At 41.8% G+C, this 20,235-nt stretch carries 14 protein-coding genes; all 14 read right to left on the bottom strand.

The window, feature by feature from the left end; genetic code table 11:
• Positions 1 to 6: 6 nt before the first annotated feature.
• Positions 7 to 2,640, bottom strand: a complete 2,634-nt coding sequence (gene polA, locus SR187_RS02850; protein ID WP_120171448.1) for a DNA polymerase I — start codon at positions 2,638 to 2,640, stop codon at positions 7 to 9.
• A 245-nt stretch (positions 2,641 to 2,885) separates the two neighbouring features.
• A complete protein-coding gene (locus tag SR187_RS02845; RefSeq protein ID WP_120171447.1) occupies positions 2,886 to 6,251 on the bottom strand; it encodes an ABC transporter permease in 3,366 nt (1,121 codons plus the stop codon).
• 11 nt (positions 6,252 to 6,262) lie between these two features.
• A complete protein-coding gene (locus tag SR187_RS02840) occupies positions 6,263 to 6,964 on the bottom strand; it encodes an ABC transporter ATP-binding protein (protein ID WP_120171446.1) in 702 nt (233 codons plus the stop codon).
• A 430-nt stretch (positions 6,965 to 7,394) separates the two neighbouring features.
• Complete coding sequence (gene tpx / locus SR187_RS02835) at positions 7,395 to 7,880, bottom strand: thiol peroxidase (RefSeq protein WP_120171445.1); 486 nt, start codon at positions 7,878 to 7,880, stop codon at positions 7,395 to 7,397.
• 143 nt (positions 7,881 to 8,023) lie between these two features.
• Positions 8,024 to 10,498: a heavy metal translocating P-type ATPase gene (locus tag SR187_RS02830; RefSeq protein ID WP_120171444.1), complete on the bottom strand. Its 2,475-nt coding sequence runs from the start codon at positions 10,496 to 10,498 to the stop codon at positions 8,024 to 8,026.
• 288 nt (positions 10,499 to 10,786) lie between these two features.
• On the bottom strand, positions 10,787 to 12,661 hold the full coding sequence (locus tag SR187_RS02825; RefSeq protein WP_120171443.1) for a C69 family dipeptidase: 1,875 nt from the start codon (positions 12,659 to 12,661) through the stop codon (positions 10,787 to 10,789).
• A gap of 89 nt (positions 12,662 to 12,750) precedes the next feature.
• Entirely contained in the window at positions 12,751 to 13,611 is an 861-nt protein-coding gene (tehB, locus tag SR187_RS02820; protein ID WP_120171442.1) for an SAM-dependent methyltransferase TehB, read from the bottom strand.
• 530 nt (positions 13,612 to 14,141) lie between these two features.
• Positions 14,142 to 14,609, bottom strand: a complete 468-nt coding sequence (gene smpB / locus SR187_RS02815) for an SsrA-binding protein SmpB (protein WP_024531650.1) — start codon at positions 14,607 to 14,609, stop codon at positions 14,142 to 14,144.
• A 2-nt stretch (positions 14,610 to 14,611) separates the two neighbouring features.
• Positions 14,612 to 16,981 (bottom strand): ribonuclease R, encoded by a 2,370-nt coding sequence (gene rnr / locus SR187_RS02810; RefSeq protein WP_120171441.1) that lies wholly within the window; start codon positions 16,979 to 16,981, stop codon positions 14,612 to 14,614.
• A gap of 50 nt (positions 16,982 to 17,031) precedes the next feature.
• Positions 17,032 to 17,265, bottom strand: a complete 234-nt coding sequence (gene secG, locus SR187_RS02805) for a preprotein translocase subunit SecG (RefSeq protein WP_024531652.1) — start codon at positions 17,263 to 17,265, stop codon at positions 17,032 to 17,034.
• A 46-nt stretch (positions 17,266 to 17,311) separates the two neighbouring features.
• Complete coding sequence (gene rpmG / locus SR187_RS02800) at positions 17,312 to 17,461, bottom strand: 50S ribosomal protein L33 (RefSeq protein WP_032537847.1); 150 nt, start codon at positions 17,459 to 17,461, stop codon at positions 17,312 to 17,314.
• Positions 17,461 to 18,666, bottom strand: coding sequence for a multidrug efflux MFS transporter (locus SR187_RS02795; RefSeq protein WP_120171440.1), 1,206 nt, complete (start codon positions 18,664 to 18,666; stop codon positions 17,461 to 17,463). The genes rpmG and SR187_RS02795 overlap by 1 nt, the downstream gene beginning before the upstream one ends.
• Positions 18,659 to 19,255 carry a dephospho-CoA kinase gene (coaE, locus tag SR187_RS02790; protein WP_120171439.1) on the bottom strand — a complete coding sequence of 199 codons (597 nt, stop codon included), beginning with the start codon at positions 19,253 to 19,255 and terminating at the stop codon, positions 18,659 to 18,661. Before coaE ends, SR187_RS02795 begins: the two co-directional genes overlap by 8 nt.
• The gene (gene mutM / locus SR187_RS02785; protein WP_120171438.1) at positions 19,248 to 20,075 is read right to left on the bottom strand and encodes a DNA-formamidopyrimidine glycosylase; all 828 of its coding nucleotides are present in this window, start codon (positions 20,073 to 20,075) and stop codon (positions 19,248 to 19,250) included. Before mutM ends, coaE begins: the two co-directional genes overlap by 8 nt.
• Positions 20,076 to 20,235: the final 160 nt, after the last annotated feature.

The following is a 20,235-nucleotide window of genomic DNA, read 5'->3' as shown; positions in this document are numbered from 1 at the left end:
CCTTTCTTATTTGGCTTCATACCAAGTCTGTCCTTCATTTTCATCTACAATTAGAGGAACAGATAGGTTAATAGCAGACTCCATTACCTCTTTTACCATTGTTTTGACTACTTCCAACTCCGATTTTGGAACTTCCAAGACGATTTCATCATGAACCTGAAGTAGCATGCGGGTGGCAAGTCCCGCTTCGGTCAATGCCCTATCCAAACGAATCATGGCTACCTTGAGAATGTCCGCTGCTGATCCTTGGATTGGTGAGTTGATGGCGGTGCGCTCAGCAAAATTTCGTACATTAAAATTGCGAGAATTGATGTCTGGTAATTCACGACGTCGCTTATAGAGGGTCTCTACAAATCCTTTGTCACGTGCTTCGCGTACAATGGTTTCCATATAATTTTTAATACCAGGGAAACGTTCAAAATAGGTATCAATATAAGCTTTAGCTTCTTTACGACTAATCCCTAGATTATTTGACAGTCCAAAGTCTGAGATTCCATAGACCACACCGAAGTTTACTGCTTTTGCGTTTCGACGGTCATTTGCGGTCACGTCTTCCACCTTTTCGATACCAAAGACTCGCATAGCTGTTGAGGTATGAATGTCTGCTCCTTGTTGGAAGGCTTCTATCAAGTGCTGATCTTGAGAGATATGAGCCAACACGCGTAGTTCAATCTGTGAGTAGTCCGAAGCAAGTAGAATACTATCTTCCAGAGATGGAACAAAGGCCTTACGAATCAAACGTCCTTGTGCTAGACGAACCGGAATATTTTGTAGGTTTGGATCTGTTGATGATAGACGACCTGTCTGGGTCAAATCTTGCACATAACGGGTGTGAATTTTTCCATCCTCTAGGATAGCATCTTGCAGACCGATGACATAGGTAGACTGAAGCTTGGTAATCTGACGATACTCCAAGATCTTAGATACAACTGGAACGATTGGAGCTAAGCGTTCTAGGACATCAACTGCTGTTGAGTAGCCTGTTTTAGTTTTTTTGGTGTATTCGAGCGGTAAGCCCATCTCTTCAAATAGGATGCTCCCCAATTGCTTGGGAGAATTGATGTTAAATTCCCGACCAGCCAACTCATAAATTTCCTTAGTCAACTGGTCAATCAACACTTCGTTTTCTTCCTGCATGGTCTTGAGGGTATCGGCTTCTACTTTGATACCAGCAATTTCCATCTTGGCGAGAACATTAGCCAGTGGTAATTCCATCTCAAATAGTAAATCCAATTGTTGGTTTTCCTTTAATTTTGCCAGCATAGGGGCTTCTGTTTCCACTAGAACTTGGACTTTACGCGCCAAATGTGGGAAGAATTCTTCTCGTTCTGGCAGGGCTAGCTTGGCGCCCTTACCATAGACAGCCTCATCTGGAAGGAGACTAGTCTGTCCATATAGGTTTGCAATGGTTGTCAGAGCATTATCTTCAACTGTTGAGAGGAGGTACTTTGCCAAACGGCTATCAAAAGTTGCTGGACATAAATGGAGCGATTTTCGAGCTAACAAGACCTTACCACGCTTAAAATCATAGGTCTTGATAGTTTCCTTCTCCAAGAACTCTCGGAGAATTGGGCTGTCCAATAGTTCTGGTCCACCAACATAAATACCGTCTTTATCTCCCCAGGCCAGTCCAACCAAGTCTTCACGGTGATAATTCTCCCCCAGTATTTCAAAATAGAAGAACTGGTCTTTTTTTAGCATGGTAGAGCTAACTTCTGAAACAGTCTGAAATTCCAGCATCTGCTCCTCAACAACTGATGAGCCTAGCTGTGCACGCAGTTGCTTGAACCCCATGTCATCATAAAACTGACCAAGTTCATCCACCTTAGGACCACTATAGAGGACATCATCCAAACCAATCTCAATCGGTGCTTGTGTATCAATCGTAGCAAGTGTTCGTGACAAGAAGGCACTTTCTTTATCTGCAATCAGGTTTTCTTTCATCTTGGAGGGCTTCATGCGATCAATATTCTCATAAATACCATCTAAAGAACCAAATTCAGTCAAGAGTTTGAGACCTGTTTTTTCACCAATTTTTGTCACACCGGGAATATTATCCGATTTATCTCCCATCAGCGCTTTTAGGTCAATAAACTGAGTAGGGGTAATCCCCATCTTTTCCATGAGGTAGGCCGGTGTAAATTCTTCAAACTCTGCTACACCTTTTTTGGAGATTTCCACTACAGTATTTTCGTCCGTTAGTTGAATCAAGTCCTTGTCGCCACTGACAATAGTCACCTCGAAAGGAAGGTCTGCTCGCTCTGCCATTTTGTCCAAGGTACCGATAATATCGTCGGCCTCGTACTGATCCAGCTCATAGTGCTTAATCCCCATAGCATCAAGCATCTGGCGGATAAAAGGGAACTGCTCGCGGAACTCGTCAGGTGTCTTAGCTCGACCAGCCTTATAGTCGGCATATAACTCCGTCCGAAATGTCGTTTTCCCAGCATCAAATGCCACCAAGATATGGGTGGGTTCAATCCGCTTCATCATATGATCCAACATGAGATTAAAACCATAGATTGCATTTGTATGAAGTCCAGCCGGACTTTTAAATCGGTCGATTTGATTGTAAAGTGCAAAGAAAGCACGGAAGGCTACTGAGGAGCCATCAATCAATAATAATTTGTTCTTATCCATGAGACTATTATAACACATTGAAAAGCCTAATCAAAGAATACAAAAAGCCAGCAAGAATATTCTTACTGACCACAAAACTAAAATATCTAATTTTTTGCTTTAACTGTTAAAATAGCGATAACCAAACAGAATCATACTATTGCTGTAAGCAATCTAACTAACCTAAAAATAGACTGTTTAAACTTGCAGATACTTGCAATCGCAAAGGCAAGCAAAGTGATAAAAGATAAATTAGATAGGCAGATCTATTCAACCGACTTCAATGCTTCTAGCATATTGACCTTTCGGAGGAGATGATGAACATACCAGCCGAGAGCTGCTAGAATGCCAAGGATAGCAAGTATTGGAATAAGGTAGACTTCCAATCCAACATTCGGATTAAAGCGGATACTGTCCGAACTAATCATGACTAAGAGAAGCCTATGAAGATAGCTTCCACCAATTAGGCCGACCAGTATTCCAATCAATGAAAGGACAATGGTTTCTCTATAGATGTACATCGTTACTTCCTTATTGTGGAAACCCAGCACCCGAATGGTTGACAATTCACGAATCCGCTCCGACATGTTTATAATAGTGAGGTTATAAAGGATAACAAGACCTAGTAAGATAGATAAAATGATTAAGATGGTCATGATGGTCTGGAGCGAACCTGCGATGGTGGTCAACATAGCCATGAGAGATGTATTTTGTACCACACTTTTTACTGCTGGCATGGCTAGAAGTTGATGGGCAGTCTTTTTTATATGATTTGTCTTATCTTCTTTGAGCTGGACTAGATAGGCGTTAGCGGTTCTACGCTTTCCTGTTACCTGTCTATAATAGCTATCCGTCATGTAAATGAAGTGACCTGCATACATATCTACTACAGCAGCAACCCTAACTTGGACTTCCTTCTCCTCCAAGGTCAGAGGGATTTTATCACCAGCTGTTACGCCATAGATTTGAGCTAATTTTTGAGTTAAGATAATGCCCCTATCACTCAATTTAATTGTTTGCCCAGATTGAGTTTTCAGGCTGATAAGATTTCCTAAATCTTGCAGATTAGAGATAAACAGGCTAATAGAAAGATTTTTTCTTTGGTCTCTTTCCTGCACTGCTTCTTTTAATTGGTCAAAAACCACCGGAAGAGACTGGCGAACTTGATTGGACTGGAGAAAATCTGTCAGTTTATTCAAGTCTTTCTCGGCGGCTCTGCTATTTTCCACTACCAACATATCATAATGAATCAAATCAGTGAACTGTCGTTTCACTACGCCTGATATGGAGGACCGAATTCCCAATCCACCAAACAGGAGAGCAACAGTACCTGCTACTCCCAAAATAGTCATCAGCATGCGGAGTTTGTAGCGAAAAATGTTACGAGCCGTCACTTTATGAGTAAAAGTGAGACGAGACCAGATAGCTGGCCATTTTTCTAACCAGATGGTGGATCCTACTACCGGTGGTTTAGGTAAGAGTAATTGAGCTGGTTTTTCTGCTAGTTCATGTCGTGCAACCAGATAGACTGGTAAAACTGAAGAAATCAAAGACAAGAGGATAGCTACCCCTGTCCAAAGGGGGTAAAAATGGAGTTTTGCTGGACCAATCACGGTTGTTTTTGTGATAATACTGGAGATAAGAGGTGATAGAATGAGATTTCCTACTACAACTCCCACCAAAGTCCCTACTAATCCTGCCCCTAATCCATAAAGGATAAACTTGGCCATTATCTGTCTATTGGTATAACCTAGAGACTTGAAGAGGCCTGAACGTGTCCGTTCCTCATCCACAAAGCGAGCCATAGTGGTGAAGGTGACGAGAGCTGCCACCAAGTGGAGAACAACAGGAAAGACATTTCCTACTGCAGCAATAGACTTGGTTGCATTGCTATAAGTTGTATAGCCATCTCCTCCAGGCAGACTTGAACGTGTCAAAATTTGATAGGGTGATTTTTCAAGTTTATTAAGACCAGACTTAGCAGCTTCAATTTCTGACTGAGCTTGGCTGAGGTGTTTATCGGCCTTCGCTTTATTGGTTGATAGCTCAGATTGTACTTGGGACAATTCTTTATCAGCCTCTTCCAAACGCAAGGCGTCTTGATTGAGTTTTAAACTGGAAGACTCTAACTGGCTAAGACTCCATTCATAATCTGCTACTGCGGCATGATAAGCTGCAACGCTTTGTTCGTATTGGCTAAGACTAGCTTGATACTGTGCTACATTAGCTTGGTGTTCTTCATTCCATTTTTGATACTGAGCTAAGGCTGTCTCATGTTCCTTTACCTTAGACTGGTAATAATCATGCCCTTGTAGATAAGTCTGATTAGCTTGCTCATGTTCTATCTCTAGTTGGTTTAGACGTTGTTTTTCTGCATCCAATTGTTCCTGTTTTGCTAGCAATTCAGGATAATCTGAAAGAGTTTGCCCTTCCTGCACCTGACTAGCAATTTGCTTATCCAACTCTTGTTGATCACGATGCCAGTTAAAACGTCCTGTTGAGATAGTTGAGGCATTCTGGCTAAGTTTGGTATTTTGAGTATCCAACTCTTGCTTGGCCTGCTCCAGACGTTGGGCTGCTTGTTCTAGTTCCATGCGGTTTCCTTCTAAAAAGGAACCGGTCTGATCCAGTTGCGATTTCCGATTATCTAGCTCTTTCTTGGTCCGCTCTAATTCACTCTTATTTGATAATAAACCGGTCAAAGCATTTTTCAATTCTGCTTCAGATTGAACAATCTTAGCGCGACCTCGTGCAAATTCACTGCGACCATTATCCAATTGTTTTTGGCTAGTTTGTAGTCTTTCTTCAGCTTGCTTTAGCTGTGATTGGGTAGCAGAAATTTCTCCTTCACTTTTAGAAATTTCAGCCTGTCCATTTGACTGAATAGCAGCTAACCGTTTTTCATCATTATCTTCTAAAAGCTTTTCTACCTCTTTTTGATGTTTACTTAATTGTTCTTGATAAGCTTGACTATAATAAGGAAGATTTACCAAATCATCATAGCGTAAACGAGCAATCATATAGGCATCTGAATGAAATGCTGTTTCACTGATTACCCCATACCCTGCTAGTTGACCAGTTCCACTGGCAGCCAGTCCCATGGTCTCATTGTCCCATATTTCTGATGAAGCGACAAAACCAACCACCGTAAAACTGGTCTGAGTCAATACCCTGCCATTCTTGTCTGGTTCTGTCACAACAAACTGGTCACCTAATTGGTAATGTGTTCGCAAAGAAGGCGATAGGGCTATCTGATCCTTATTACTAGGAAATTGACCTTCTAAAAGATGATAGTTTGAGATAGTTCTTGGTGCAGAAAATAAGCGAATGGCTTCCTGCTCTTTCTCTGTAGTCACATCCTTAAAGTAGCCTGCTTCAACTGCGACTCCTTTCAAGGTTCTTAGTTCTTCAAGGTCATCTTGACTGATCCCTAAACCAGATAAAACTGCCAAATCCATTGTTTGATGAGCTACAAGATAGGACTGAGCTGTTTTCTCCATATTGGGAGATGTCACTTTCAAACCTGTCAAGGCTAAAGCACCTAGCATCATCAAACTAAAAATAGATAGGAATCGTCCTTTGGAAGAAATCAAGGACTGTCCCATATCCTTCCAATAGATTTTCTTTTTCATATTTTCTCCAACTAATACTCTAGATCGGTGATATTCTGCGGATGCGAATTTAACTCAACCGAGTACACATGTGCATCTCGCATTTTAATAACTCGATCTGCAATCGGAGCCAAGGCTGCATTGTGCGTTACAATAATGACCGTTGTCCCATCCTTGCGAGACATGTTCTGCAAGATTTGCAAAACATGTTTTCCCGTCTGATAATCCAAAGCACCGGTCGGCTCATCACAAAGTAAGATTTTAGGCTTTTTGGCAACCGCCCGAGCTATAGCAACCCGTTGCTGTTCACCGCCCGAAAGCTGGGCAGGAAAGTTATTCAGTCGGTGTCCTAGCCCCACCTGTTCAAGAATCTCCTCGGCATCTAGAGCATCTTTGACAATCTCTGCTGCTAGTTCAACATTTTCCTTGGCTGTGAGATTGGCTACTAAATTGTAAAACTGGAAAACAAAACCAACATCATCTCTGCGATAATTAGTTAATTCATGACTGGATAATCGAGCAATGTCTATGCCATCAATCCAAACTTCTCCTTCATCATTGCTATCCATCCCACCAAGAATATTAAGCAAGGTAGATTTCCCTGCACCAGATGAACCCAAAATAACAACCAGCTCTCCTTTTTCAATTTCAAAAGAGACATCCTGGTTCGCCACAATGGTTGTCTCACCCATTCGATAATATTTTGAAGACTGTTTGATTTCGATATAAGCCATGGCCTTCTCCTCTCTCCTTAGGTTCATTATACCATAAAAGAGAAGACTCCCCTCTTCTCATCTACCTTATCGTTCTTTCATTGAATTTCAAGATCATTAAATCCCAAGTTGAAAGCCTAGAAAAAAATAGGCTTTAGAAGACGGGACAAGAATCAAATAACGTCCATATAGAAACTATGAAAGTTGGCAATGACGAATCAAGAAGAAAATAAAAAGAGAAGTGAGGACAATATTGGGTAAACAACAAACCCTTCATAAATGTTAAGCTCCCCCTTAAATGCCTGTAGGTAACAAAAAGAGGAGATGATGTGTCCCCTCTTCAATAAAACAAAAGTGTTACAAAGAACTTTCCATAAAATCCAGTCAAATCTGCCAGACGGAAGTATTTCCGTATTAGGCAAGGTGACAATAATCATCTCTTAAAATTATCTCAGTTCAACACGGCTAGTGCTGCTTCGTAGTTTGGTTGTTCGTTAACATTGTCCAAGTATTCGACATAGATGATTTCATTGGCCGCATTTAGGACAAAAACTGCTCTAGCTAGAAGGTTCCATTCCTGCATGAGGACACCATAGGATTTACCAAAAGCGTGATCGTAGTAGTCCGATAGAGTCACCGCATCTTCTAATCCTGCAGCTCCACACCAGCGTTTTTGAGCAAACGGAAGATCGACCGAAACAGTAATGACAACTGTATTGTCACGCTCTGCCAAATCTTGATTGAAGCGACGGGTTTGCGCATCACAAACCCCTGTGTCAATGGAAGGCACAACGCTGATAACCTTTGTTTGCTTGCCAAAATCGTTCAAACTTTTCAGACTCAAATCATTAGCCATTAGGACAAAATCTGGGGCCTTGTCCCCCACCTGCAAACGGGGGCCTACTAAGGTCACTGCTTTTCCAATAAACGTTGTCATATAATTCTCCCTTACAACTTATTTTTTTAATAATCATTGTAAGCGTTTTTGAAAATATTATCCACTAATTTGATTCATTTCTAAAATCCATCAGAAAATAAAAGTCAGTAGCTAACTAAAAAAAGACAGAAATGGGAAAGTGACTATTTCTTAAAAGCTTGAATCTCCAGTCTCATACTCCTCAAACGCAGAGCATTAAGCACTACGGATACGGAACTCAGACTCATTGCTGCACCTGCAAGCATAGGATTTAGCAAAGGACCATCGAAAAGGTATAGTAATCCCATAGCAATAGGTATACCGACAACATTATAGGCAAAGGCCCAAAAAAGATTTTGTTTAATTGTCCGCATGGTTGCTTGACTAAGCTTGATGGCTTTGATGACATCCAACATATCACTATGCATGAGAACTACATCAGCGGATTCAATGGCAATATCCGTGCCCGAACCGATAGCGATGCCTACCTGCGCCTGAGCTAGGGCTGGAGCATCATTGATGCCATCCCCCACCATGGCTACACATTTTCCTTGACTTTGCAAGAGTCGAACTTGATTGGCCTTATCATCAGGTAACACTTGACTAATAACCTGCTCAATCCCTATTTCTTTGGCAATGGCTTGTGCTGTTTTTTTATGATCTCCTGTTAACATAACCACTTTTAAGCCCATAGCTTTTAGGGTCTGTATAGCCTCTTGACTGGTCTTCTTCACTCGGTCAGCGATTGCAATAACCGCCAAGAGTTCCTTATTAGCTGCTAAAAATACTGGCGTCTTAGCTTCTTTTGCAAATTGTTCCGCTACTGCACGACCTTCCCCAAGCTCAATTTCCTGTTCACTCATCAAACGTTCATTCCCCAAGTGAATAGTCTGCTCTGCTATTGTCACTGAAAGACCACGGCCAGCATGTACCTGAAAATTTGTTGCCGCTAGCAAGGCAATAGACTCCTCTTTTGCAGTTTGAAGGAGAGCCTGAGCCAAGGGATGTTCTGAAAACTGTTCGCTACTTGCTGCAAGTTGAAGGACTTGTTCTCGATTTTTATCCGCTAGAAGCTGAATGGCTACCACTTGGGGCTGCCCCTCGGTAATGGTGCCAGTCTTGTCAAAAATAAGGGTGTCCACCTGCTGCAAAGCTTCTATAGCTTGGCTGGATTTGAAGAGTAGCCCGTTTTCTGCTCCCTTTCCCGTACCAACCATGATGGCAGTCGGCGTTGCTAAGCCTAAAGCACAGGGACAGGCAATAACCAGAACAGAAATTGAAATAGTCAGGGAGAATATCCAAGATTCTTGCCCTAGAAAATACCAAGTTAGACCAGATAATAGTGCCAACCCCATAACGATAGGAACAAAGACTGCTGATACTTGGTCAGCAAGTTTGGCGATGGGAGCTTTAGTCCCCTGTGCCTCCTCTACCAAGCGAATAATCTGGGACAAAGTTGTATCACGACCAACCTTGGTTGCCTGCATTTGAATGGCTCCCTGTTGATTAAGAGTAGCACCAAAAACAGTATCTCCTACCATTTTCTTGACCGGTAGACTCTCCCCTGTCAACATGGACTCGTCCACTCTGGTCTGTCCCTCTAGGACTTTGCCATCCACAGGAACCTGCTGACCTGGTCGAACAATCAATCTATCTCCTACTAGGACTTGATCAATCGAAACCTGCATTTCTTGCCCTTCACGTAAAACTTGAGCTGTTTGAGGGATTAGATTCATCAGTTTTTTTATAGCTTCAGAAGTTTGTCCCTTGGATCTAGCTTCAAAGTATTTTCCTAGGGTAATCAAAGTCAATATAACTGCGGCCGATTCAAAATACAAGTCCGGATGCTGACCATGCATAGGTACTTCTCTGCCTGATAGAAGAAAACCAAGCATCAACATCCCTTGAAGAAGAGCTGCACTGGTCCCTGCGGCAATCAGAGAGTCCATATTGGGATGGGCCTGAAAGAGCATTTTAAAGCCTTTTTTGAAAAAACTGCGACCGATATAAAGGACTGGCAAAAGCAAGATCAATTGACTGGTGGTATAGAATAAAGGCTGATGGAGCCAAATTGGCAAAGGAAGTCCACCAAACGGCAACATAGGTCCCATAGATATATAAAGCAAAGGAAGAGTAAATAAGGCTGACCAGATAAATTGATTCCACAGAATTTCTTGCTTAGTCAGCTTTTTTTTCATTTCTTTCTCTCTCTCTGATGCTTGCCAGACCAGTTTATAACCTGCTTTTTTGACAGCAGCCTCTAAACTAGCTAGATTTTGCTGGTCTCGATCGTAACGGATTCTTACTTTTTCTGTAACCAAATGAACATTGACTTCTTCTACACCTTCTAATTTTCTAAGGGTCTTTTCTACCATCATGGCACAGGAAGCACAGGTCATTCCTTCTATCAGATAGGTTTCTGTCACCAAGTTATCAACTAAACGGTAGCCTACCTTTTCAACCGTCTGGCTAATGTCTTCAAAACTTAGGAGTTCTGCATCGTAGGTAAGAGTCAATTTCTCAGTGGCTATATTCACACCAACCTGCTCCACCCCTGTTAACTTCCCTACAGCTTTCTCTACTGTCATAGCGCAGGAAGCACAAGTCATTCCTTCAACTGAGTAGCTTGCTTTCTTCATTTTAAACTCCTTTGACTACATTTGTAATCATATCGTACACATTTTGACTACATTTGTAAATGATTTTGATTAAAAAATGGGAATGAATCCGATCCCAATAATTGCCCCCAAAAAATGCAATACTGAGAAGCAAGATAGTAAAATGTAAAAAGCGAACAGATTGGAATTCAGTTTGATAAACATTCCAAATTTGTTCGCTTTCTGAATTACTTTATTAGCTGATTAGGTTCAATTTCTAAACTGAAACTCTTTTGCTCCCAATCTATTTACTCACAAAAGAAGAATGATTCAATCTTTGTCAGATTTTTTACGATTGAGGAAAATGACTACTAGGATACCTACCACTCCTAGAGCAATTAAGAGTATGCTGACCTGCTCACCCGTGCTTGGAAGAATGGATTTTCCTTTTTTAGTCGTAGCACTCACTTTCTTATTTGATGAAGGAACACTTGTTCCTGCACCAATACTAGACGAAGTTGTTACTCCTCCTTTGTCTGAGCTCACTATAGTAGACTGGTTTGTACTCGTACCAGTGCTTGTAGATGACACTGTAGTACTTGATGATTCTACACTGGATGATGGCACCGTACTGGATGATGATTCTGCGCTAGACGATGATTCTGTACTAGATGATGGAGTAGTCGCTGACTCAATTTTAGCTTTCATCTCAGCTTCTACTGCTTTTAACTGTTTAAAAATTTCATCTGCCCGTACCAAGGTATCTGCTGTAATGCTTCCTGCCTGCGCAAGAGCTGCCTCATCAGATAAACCTGCATACTGGGTATCTAAAGCCGCTTGTTGAGCAATCCATTCCTTTTCAAGAGCAATCCACTTTTCTTGAATAGATTTGCCAAATAACTCTGGGTGAGCCATTGCCATCTTATCAATATTCTGAACAGTCCAGTACCAAGAAGTTGTGTCATAAGTCGCCGTACGCGGTTTAAAAGCTTCGTGAGTATCTGTTACAATGCCATAGAAAGGTACATAAGGAGTATTCCGAGTCTGACCTAACCCTAGCCATACAATGCCACCAAAGGCTGATGGTAAGCTGTCTTTTATTTGGTAGACATGGGCATTGATGACGTTCTCATTACCAAGAGCGTACTTGTAGGTTGCATCTGCTGCTTGATCATTTTCCCCATTATCGCCTTGTTTTTTCTTCCCGACTTCATCATCTGGACGAAATTGAGGAAGATGCTCAAAGCGATTGCGTTGCAAGACAAAAACATCCTGTAGACCAAAGCGACGACTTGGATCTGTCGGCTGACGCAGTAAGTCATAGACTGCATCGCCATAGGTTACTGGAGTTTGTGGATCCAGCAGTGTGATACCAGCATACGTCCTAGAACGATCTCCTTCTGCATAAGTTTCGGGTCCATAGGACTTGGCGATGTGGAATTGACCATCTACGGTAGCGTAGCTATCAGCTTGCTTAGCTACTTCTTCCACTTTAGATGAAGCAATCACATTTTCCTTATCTGCTAGATTAACATGACCTAAATAGTAAGTGTTAGCAAAAACAGCATACTTGTCTTCTGGGAATTTGATGGCAACATATTGGTGACCTGACAAAATTTCCATATACCAGACTTCGTTCTTATCGGCGATCACAACAATATTACCTTCCGCTGAACCTTTTTCATCGATTGTCTTAGCAATCAATTCAATTCCTTCACGAGCGGTTGAAACACGAGGCAGCACATAGTCAACTAAAATGGACTCTCCTAATCCCCCAGATTTTACAAGTGGATCCACAGCCAACACTTTTTTATTTGGAATGGCTGTCACAGTAGCTGACATAGAGACACCTTTTTCATTAAAGCCATGTGCACCAAAATTACCGTTGGAACCATCACCACGCGCCGCATCAGGTGTTGATGTATATTTAAATTCATTTGCCAAATGTGGTGCAGTAAAACCAAATGCCTCATCCGTTAACATCTCACCTTCTGCGTAGGTTTTTGCTGGGACAACAATATAGTTTTTATTGTGCGCCCCGTTATCCGGTGAATATGGATAATCCTCCGTCCTACCATAAAGGACAGAACCGTCTGTTGTCAATCCTTTCCCAATGATAAAGCCCGCACAGGCTTGGACAATCTGGGTAGGGAATAGGCAAACCAACATCAGAAATGTTGCAATGCGAATAAAAGTCTTTTTCATAGACTTCTCCTTTCCTATAGTGTGTTTACCCATTTACACCTACATTGTAACTCAAAAACACTTGCTATGCAAGTGCTTTCAAAAATATTTTATTTCGTTTTTTGAGCTAGCATGGTCACAAAACGCATTTTGAGAAAATTCCCATTTTCATCCCGTCTATGAAGGTGACCAAAATTTTCATTGTATTTGATGAATTTCCAATCACGATAGTACTCTTTCAGCTCGCCTGTTCCAAAAGTAAAAGAAAAATCCACGGGACAAGGTGCATCCTCTGTATCCATGGCTGCCACAATCAGATTATAACCACCACTTCGTGTTTGCTCCTGCATATTCTGGATAATAGCTGGTACCTGGCCACGCTCTAAGGACATGAAAACGACCGTTGAAATAATCCAGTCATAATCTTGCTCTAAACTAGCGGAGTTAATATCATAGAAACCGACCTGCAAATCCAAATCTTCCAACTCTTTAACCTGTAAGAGTGTCTGAATGCTTGACTCATCTTTATCCACAGCTGTCACATCAAAACCACGCTGAGCAAGATAGAGACTGTTACGACCACGTCCACAGCCCAGGTCCAATACCTTACAAGGCTCAATAATATTCAAGGCCTCCAAGACTTCCGAATGCGTACGAGTATAGTCATACTTCTTGGCAAAATAATCCTCCGGACTACAGAAAAATTCTAAGAAAAACTCTGTATCCTCTGTCAACAATGTCACACGGTGCCAAACCTGAGGTTCTATCATTGGAATATCATCTGTTGAGACATAGACAAACTCGCCTAAGACTTCATTAGCATTAGACATTAACTCAAACTTAATCCGTCCATTCAAAACCCTAATTTTTGCCCAAGTACCAACTTTAGTATTGTGCTTGGTCAAAAAATGTTGGGGAACCGTTTCTTGATTCCAAACCGGCATTCGTCTATAAGGGACTAAAACTGTCATACTGGCTCCAATCTATTATTTATTCATTATTTTATAGTTAAATTCATGAACTATTATTTTTAAGCTTCTTTACAGTGAGTAACTTCAAAACCAGAAACAATCATTTTGTTATCTTGAATATAACAAATTAGTCTATTTCGCCAATGCGATAACACTATTTTTAAAACCTATGTTCCTTTAGCCTCTGCTATGTTATCTAAGTCTGTTCGCTCTATCCAAACATGTTTCAATCTAAAACGAGTAAAATATATTAAACTTGCTCGTCTAATTTCTTGATTTATTTCTAAGCTTTTTGAGTCAATAAACCTGACACATCAGAACCCCAAGTCTTTTTTACAGACCTGTATGTGACACTGCCCAGAAATTCGCTTTCTCTTCTTAATCAAACCCAACTGTTACCGTACTTCATCTTCTCGTCTCATTTTTAACACAAAGAAAAATCTTTGTCAAATATTACATAGACAGAGTTTTTTTGAATCAGAACATTTATCTTCATCTAAAAAGAAAACCATCTCCAACTTCTTTTAGTTTTATCTACTATTGATGGATTTCATCGTTCGCTTGATGTCCCGGTCCTGTTCACGACGTTTGATGGACTCTCGCTTGTCATAATCGTGTTTACCTTTAGCAAGGCCAATTAAGATCTTAGCAAAACCATCCTTGATGTAAACTTTGAGAGGAACAAGGGTCATCCCTGTCCCCTTAACCTCATTACCTAGTGATTCAATCTGCTTCTTCCGCAAGAGGAGCTTTCGAGTCCGAGTCGGTTCTTGATTCCAGATGTTTCCCTCATCGTAGGGAGCGATATGGACATTGACCAACCAAGCTTCACCATTCTTTATCTGAGCAAAACCATCTTTAAGGTTGATTCGTCCTGCACGAATGGATTTGATTTCCGTTCCTGTCAACACTATCCCCGCTTCTACCGTATCCACAATGGTATAGTCGTGACGAGCTTTTTTATTCTGTGCAATCACATTGCCCTCACCCTTAGCCATGTCTACCTCCTTGTCTTCCTATTCTTTTTCACAATTTCCTTGTAAAATGGTTTCTTTTTCCTAGCTGACTTTCCGCTCTTAGACTTGTAGTCTTTTGCTGACTTATGACGAGAGCTATCGCGATCACTAGCTTCTTTCTTGCGGTTCTTCCCCCGTCCTCTCCCTGACCGATCATCACGATCACGGTTGGAATGCCCAGTTGCCCTCCGCTTAGCTTTTGAGGCTTTTTCGATACTATCCAACTCAGACGGAACGTGAGCAAAATCAATCTCTCCAGTCATCTTATCCGCCCGCATAAGCTTGATACGAATCGGCTGACCAACACGGAAGACACGACCCGACTTCTCACCCTGCAAGGTCAAGGTTCGCTCATGAAACTGGTAGTATTCACTAAGATTGGTGATATGAATCAGTCCTTCAACTGTATTTGTTAATTCGACAAAAAGACCAAATTTAACCACACTTGATACGACACCATCGAATTCCTGACCGACAAATTCCTGCATAAACTCAGCTTTTTTCATTGCTTCAACTTCTCGTTCAGCATCAATAGCACGACGTTCCAAACTTGAAGACGATTTAGCCAACTCAGGAATGACCTGTTCAAAATGCTCAGCCTTCTCCGCAGGATTTTGTCCATATTCTCGCACCATACGGTGAACCAATAAGTCTGGATAACGGCGAATGGGACTAGTGAAGTGAGTGTAAAACGCTGCTCCCAAACCATAGTGACCGTGGTTGTGTTCCGAATAACGTGCCTGCTGCATGGAACGGAGCAACATCATGTTCAGCACATCCGCATAAGGTTCGTCTTTGACTCGCTCCATCAACTCCTGAAGAGTCTCCCGACTAATCGAATTAGCTGTCCCGTAAACAGCCAAGCCAAAACTGGTTGCATAGTCAATGAACTTCTGCAATTTATCCGACTTAGGCTCCTCATGAATCCGATAAATGAAAGGAAGATTCAACTGAGCAAAGTGCTCGGCAACGCATTCGTTAGCTGCTAACATGAAAGACTCAATCATTCGCTCGGCAATTCCACGCTGACGAAGCTGAATATCGACAGGTAACCCTTCCTTATTGACAATAATTTTGGCTTCTGCTGTATCAAAATTAAGGGCACCGCGCTTGTAGCGCATCGTTTCCAATGTCCCATGAAGTTTAACCATAAGTTCCACACTCGGTGCGATAGCCTTATATTTGGTTAACTTTTCCCTATCCCCTGCAATCATGTCATTAACATCCGAGTAGGTCATGCGAAAGCTCGTCTTGATAACTGACTGACCGATCCAGTGCTTCACAATCTTACCTTTACGGTCGATTTCCATAATGGCAGATTGGGTTAAGCGATCTACATTTGGATTGAGTGAGCAGATTCCATTTGACAGGCGCTCTGGCAACATAGGTACCACTCGGTCAGTCACATAGACAGAAGTCCCTCGCTTGATGGCTTCTTGATCCAGAGCAGATCCCTCGGTCACATAATAGCTGACATCAGCAATATGGACACCTAATTCCATATTACCATTCTTGAGTTGCTTGATATGAACTGCATCGTCCAAATCTTTAGCATCTGCACCATCAATGGTAAAAATCACCTCATCACGCAGGTCCAAACGCCCCACAAAGTCCGATTCTGATGGACATTCTGGCACACGATCTGCCTCTGCTAATACCTCATCTGGAAACTCAGAGACAATATCCATAGATTCCAAAACTTCCAGCACGTCAATTCCTACATCGTCCTTGTGCCCTACCACATCACGAATGGTTGCTACAAAATAATCTCGTTTTTTGCTTGGATAAGCTTCAATGTCAACCTTTAGGATTTCTGTTCCGGTCAATACCAGAGGTGACTTCCTAATATAGATCTTCTGGGTAATCTTTTGGTTTTTAGACTTGATATAGCCAGCATATTCAGGCTTATCCTCATCGAAGATGATTAGCCCCACCGCTGTTTTCAAGCTGTGCTCCAGAATATCAATAACCTCCGCTTCCGCAGCTGTCCCTTTGAGCCGATCAGCTACCTTCTTAATAGCAATTTCCACTCGGTCACCCTCAATGGCAAAATGGACATCATCGCGGCTAATAAAGAGATCATCTTCCTCCTCATCAATCGTCACAAATCCAAATCCTGATTTATGTGCACGGAAAATCCCCTGCAAGGTCACCTGATTTTTCACTCTTTTTGGCATCGGCAAAGCAATCCGACCTGCATTGTCAAAGATCAACTTACGGTGGCCTTCCATGCTGGAAACCAGCTTAACCAAACCGGTAAAATCCTTTGCGGAACTAGCACCGAACTGATCAGCTAGCTGACCCATGGTCACTGGACCAACTTCTTTGATATAGTTAATAATTTCGTTTTTCATGATACCTTTACTAAAAAAATAGACCAAGAACAAGTCCCAGTCTGATTTATCTACTTACTTGAAATGATAACAAGTGCGAGCGCATCCAACATCCAAAGGAAAATAAGGATAGCTGTAATACGCTGCATAACCGCCTCAAAACCACGTGCCTTTGTCCGCTCAAACAAAGCACCACTAGAAGAGTCAAAGACATTGCTAGACTGGTTTTTAGCTGGTTGGATAAAGATCACTGCAATCAAAATAACAGATAAAATCAACAGAATTGTTAATAATGCTTGATACATATTTTTTTCACTTTCTACAATAACTTCTGACATTATACCATAAAAACTATTTAGATTCAAGGTGAAGAGTCACTTTTCTCTCTTTTGGACAGTATTTTAGCACCTCAATCTTCTGTGGATGGGTCTTAGCATTTTTACTAGTCAAGTAATTCTTACTACCACATTCTGAACATTGTAAATTGATTTTAACTCTCACTAAATATCCCTTACTTTCAAGTAGTTTCTAAAATTGATCAAGGACCAGATAAGATTGAACAAGACTAGGCCGCTAGATAGATAAAATACCCAGTTGTAGCCCATGTGAGCAGCCACCGCTGACCCCATCATTGGTCCCACAACAGAGCCTAGATTGTTAAAAAGTTGATTGTAGGAAAAAATTCTTGAGATACCTTCCCTAGGAGTCAACTTCGTTAGAAGCGAATTGACAGAAGGCAAAAGGGCGCCTGTTCCAAAACCATACAGAAAACGAAGCAAACCCAACTGAAAAGGACTAGTCGCAAAAGCACAGAAAACGTTGATTAAAAGACTATAGGCTAAAGCCAGCAACAAAAGTCGGTGATTGCCAATTCGATCCCCAATTTTCCCCAAATGCCCCGATGTCACCAAGGATGCCATCCCCGGCAAAGAAATAATGAAGCCTGCTACAAAGAGTAGATTATCCGTTTGTCCCAGATGCCGAACATAGAGAGTCAGAATAGGTACAACTGCCTGAGCAGCCGCAATAATAATCATGGAAGTGATAAAAAGACCAACCAACATTTGTCGGTCTCTCACTTGCACCAAAACTTCCCGAATGGACATCGCCTCACCTTTTTTGACCGGAACAAAGTCCTCTCGGATATAGAAAATTGTCAGAATAACCACTAGGGCGTAAAGAAGACCAACCAGCAAGAATACCGTATGAACCCCAAACATCTCTGCTAAGATACCACCAAGAGTCGGTCCGATTAAGTTTCCGGCAACGGCTCCCGTTGATAAGGTGCCAAGAGCATAGCCCGTCTTTTCCTTAGGAACCTGACTAGCAATTAAGGCTGTTGCATTTGGAATGTAACCTGTAAAAACACCATTTAAAACACGCAGGACGATCAACCAGAAAACGTTAGGTACAAAAGCCATCCCCCCCATAGTAAAAATCATAGCAAAAGCTGCCCGCACCATCATGGGTTTACGTCCATAACGATCCGCTAAACTCCCCCAGATAGGTGCCATCAGAGCCGCTGCCAAGGCATTAGCCGACACAGCCAGACCAGCATAGTACTCCACTTGTCCCGGCGCCACCTTCAGTTCTTCCACAAAAACCGAAATAAAAGGCATCACCAAGGTAAAACTAGTTCCTGTCAGGAAATTTCCTAACCAGGCTATCTTCAAGTTCTGCTTCCAATACCTACTACCGTCATCCATCCTTTAACCCCTCCAAAAGACCTTGAACCTGCATCAAAGTCTTCTCAATTACTCCACTATTATCAATAACCACCGGAGCTTTCGCTCGTTTTTCATCCAAAGAAAGCTGAGCTGCCAGCCGATGTTCCGCATCTTGAACGGAAAACCCGTTGCGCTTCATGAGTCTGTCCAATTGCTGCGCTTTATCGACATAAACTAGCCAGATTTCATCTACTTCCCCGCTATAATCTGCCTCGTAGAGCAGGGGAATATCCATGAAAATTATCTCCTCTTTCTGCTTCAGTTCATCTCGTCTCTTTAAAAGCTCCTGACGAATAATCCGATCCTGCAACTTAGATAAACGAAGCCGAAAACTGCTATCTGCAAAAACAGCCTGCCCCAATTTTTCTCTGTCTATATTTCCATCTGCGGATAAGATCTTTTCACCAAATTCAGCCAGTAAGACCTGATAAAGCTTGCCACCTTTGGCTTGCAATTCATGCACCACCGCATCAGCATCAATAACTATGTATCCATTTTCTCGCAGATAGGCCGACACAGTTGACTTTCCTGAGGCGATACCGCCTGTCACTCCGATGACTCTAACCATCTAACACCTGACACCGAGGACAGAAATGCGTACCCCGACCGCCCAACTGGATTTTAACGATCTTCTCTTGGCAGCAAGGACAAGCCTGTCCTGTCTTTCCATATACTTGTAAATAATCCTGCATACTTCCATCCATCCCCAAGGCATTCTTATAAGTTCGGATCGTTGATCCACCTTTTTCAATCCCCAGTTGCAATACCTCAATAGTAGCCTGGCGAAGAGCAGTTATCTGATTTGCTGATAGACTGTGACTGACTTGAGCAGGATGAACTTGCGCTCTGAATAAAACCTCATCAGCATAAATATTTCCCAAGCCTGCTACCAAGGACTGGTCCAAGAGATGAGACTTGATAGACTTTTTGGATCTGGCTAATTTTGCAGTAAATTCTGCTAAATGAAAATCTTCTTCTGTTGGTTCAGGACCGATTTTTCGACTAGCGAAATAAGCAGATAAATTCTTTTCCTGTAATAATTCCATGGTACCAAACTTACGGACATCCTGATAGACCAAAGTAGAATCATCAGTAAAAGTAAAAAAAGCATGAAAGTGCTTGTTTATCGGCACCTGTTTTTGAAAGAAATTATACTTGCCTTCCATACGCAAGTGAGAAATCAATACAAAGTCTGTCAGATAAATCAAAAGATATTTGCCGCGACGCTGCACATCTATAATCACCTGACCAACCAAATCTTGACAAAAACGATCTACTCCTGTTTTCACCATGGGAGCATAAATGACCTCAACTTTTTGGATAGTCTTCCCCTTAACCAATCTATTCAAACCTCGACGAACTGTCTCAACTTCAGGAAGTTCGGGCAATTTATGATACCAAGAGCGTAAAAAGCGACTGAAATCAGGAGAGCAACACTCGGTGCTTCACACACGAAGAGCTCTGTCTATTTTCCGAGCTTTTAGCTCGGGTTCCAGCACGCAAACACTCTACCTTTCTAAGTAAAATTACAAGATAAAAGAAAAATGG

The sequence above is a fragment of the Streptococcus ruminantium genome (assembly GCF_003609975.1).
In the GTDB taxonomy this organism is placed as follows: Bacteria; Bacillota; Bacilli; order Lactobacillales; family Streptococcaceae; genus Streptococcus; species Streptococcus ruminantium.
Note: the sequence above shows the minus strand (reverse complement) of the source record. Positions and strands in the feature narration are given on the sequence as shown.

Bases quoted from the DNA above. Each gene is read 5' to 3' on its own strand.
- polA (WP_120171448.1), bottom strand. From the start codon at position 2,640: ATGGATAAGAACAAATTATTATTGATTGATGGCTCCTCAGTAGCCTTC.
- SR187_RS02845 (WP_120171447.1), bottom strand. From the start codon at position 6,251: ATGAAAAAGAAAATCTATTGGAAGGATATGGGACAGTCCTTGATTTCT.
- SR187_RS02840 (WP_120171446.1), bottom strand. From the start codon at position 6,964: ATGGCTTATATCGAAATCAAACAGTCTTCAAAATATTATCGAATGGGT.
- tpx (WP_120171445.1), bottom strand. From the start codon at position 7,880: ATGACAACGTTTATTGGAAAAGCAGTGACCTTAGTAGGCCCCCGTTTG.
- SR187_RS02830 (WP_120171444.1), bottom strand. From the start codon at position 10,498: ATGAAGAAAGCAAGCTACTCAGTTGAAGGAATGACTTGTGCTTCCTGC.
- SR187_RS02825 (WP_120171443.1), bottom strand. From the start codon at position 12,661: ATGAAAAAGACTTTTATTCGCATTGCAACATTTCTGATGTTGGTTTGC.
- tehB (WP_120171442.1), bottom strand. From the start codon at position 13,611: ATGACAGTTTTAGTCCCTTATAGACGAATGCCGGTTTGGAATCAAGAA.
- smpB (WP_024531650.1), bottom strand. From the start codon at position 14,609: ATGGCTAAGGGTGAGGGCAATGTGATTGCACAGAATAAAAAAGCTCGT.
- rnr (WP_120171441.1), bottom strand. From the start codon at position 16,981: ATGAAAAACGAAATTATTAACTATATCAAAGAAGTTGGTCCAGTGACC.
- secG (WP_024531652.1), bottom strand. From the start codon at position 17,265: ATGTATCAAGCATTATTAACAATTCTGTTGATTTTATCTGTTATTTTG.
- SR187_RS02795 (WP_120171440.1), bottom strand. From the start codon at position 18,666: ATGGATGACGGTAGTAGGTATTGGAAGCAGAACTTGAAGATAGCCTGG.
- coaE (WP_120171439.1), bottom strand. From the start codon at position 19,255: ATGGTTAGAGTCATCGGAGTGACAGGCGGTATCGCCTCAGGAAAGTCA.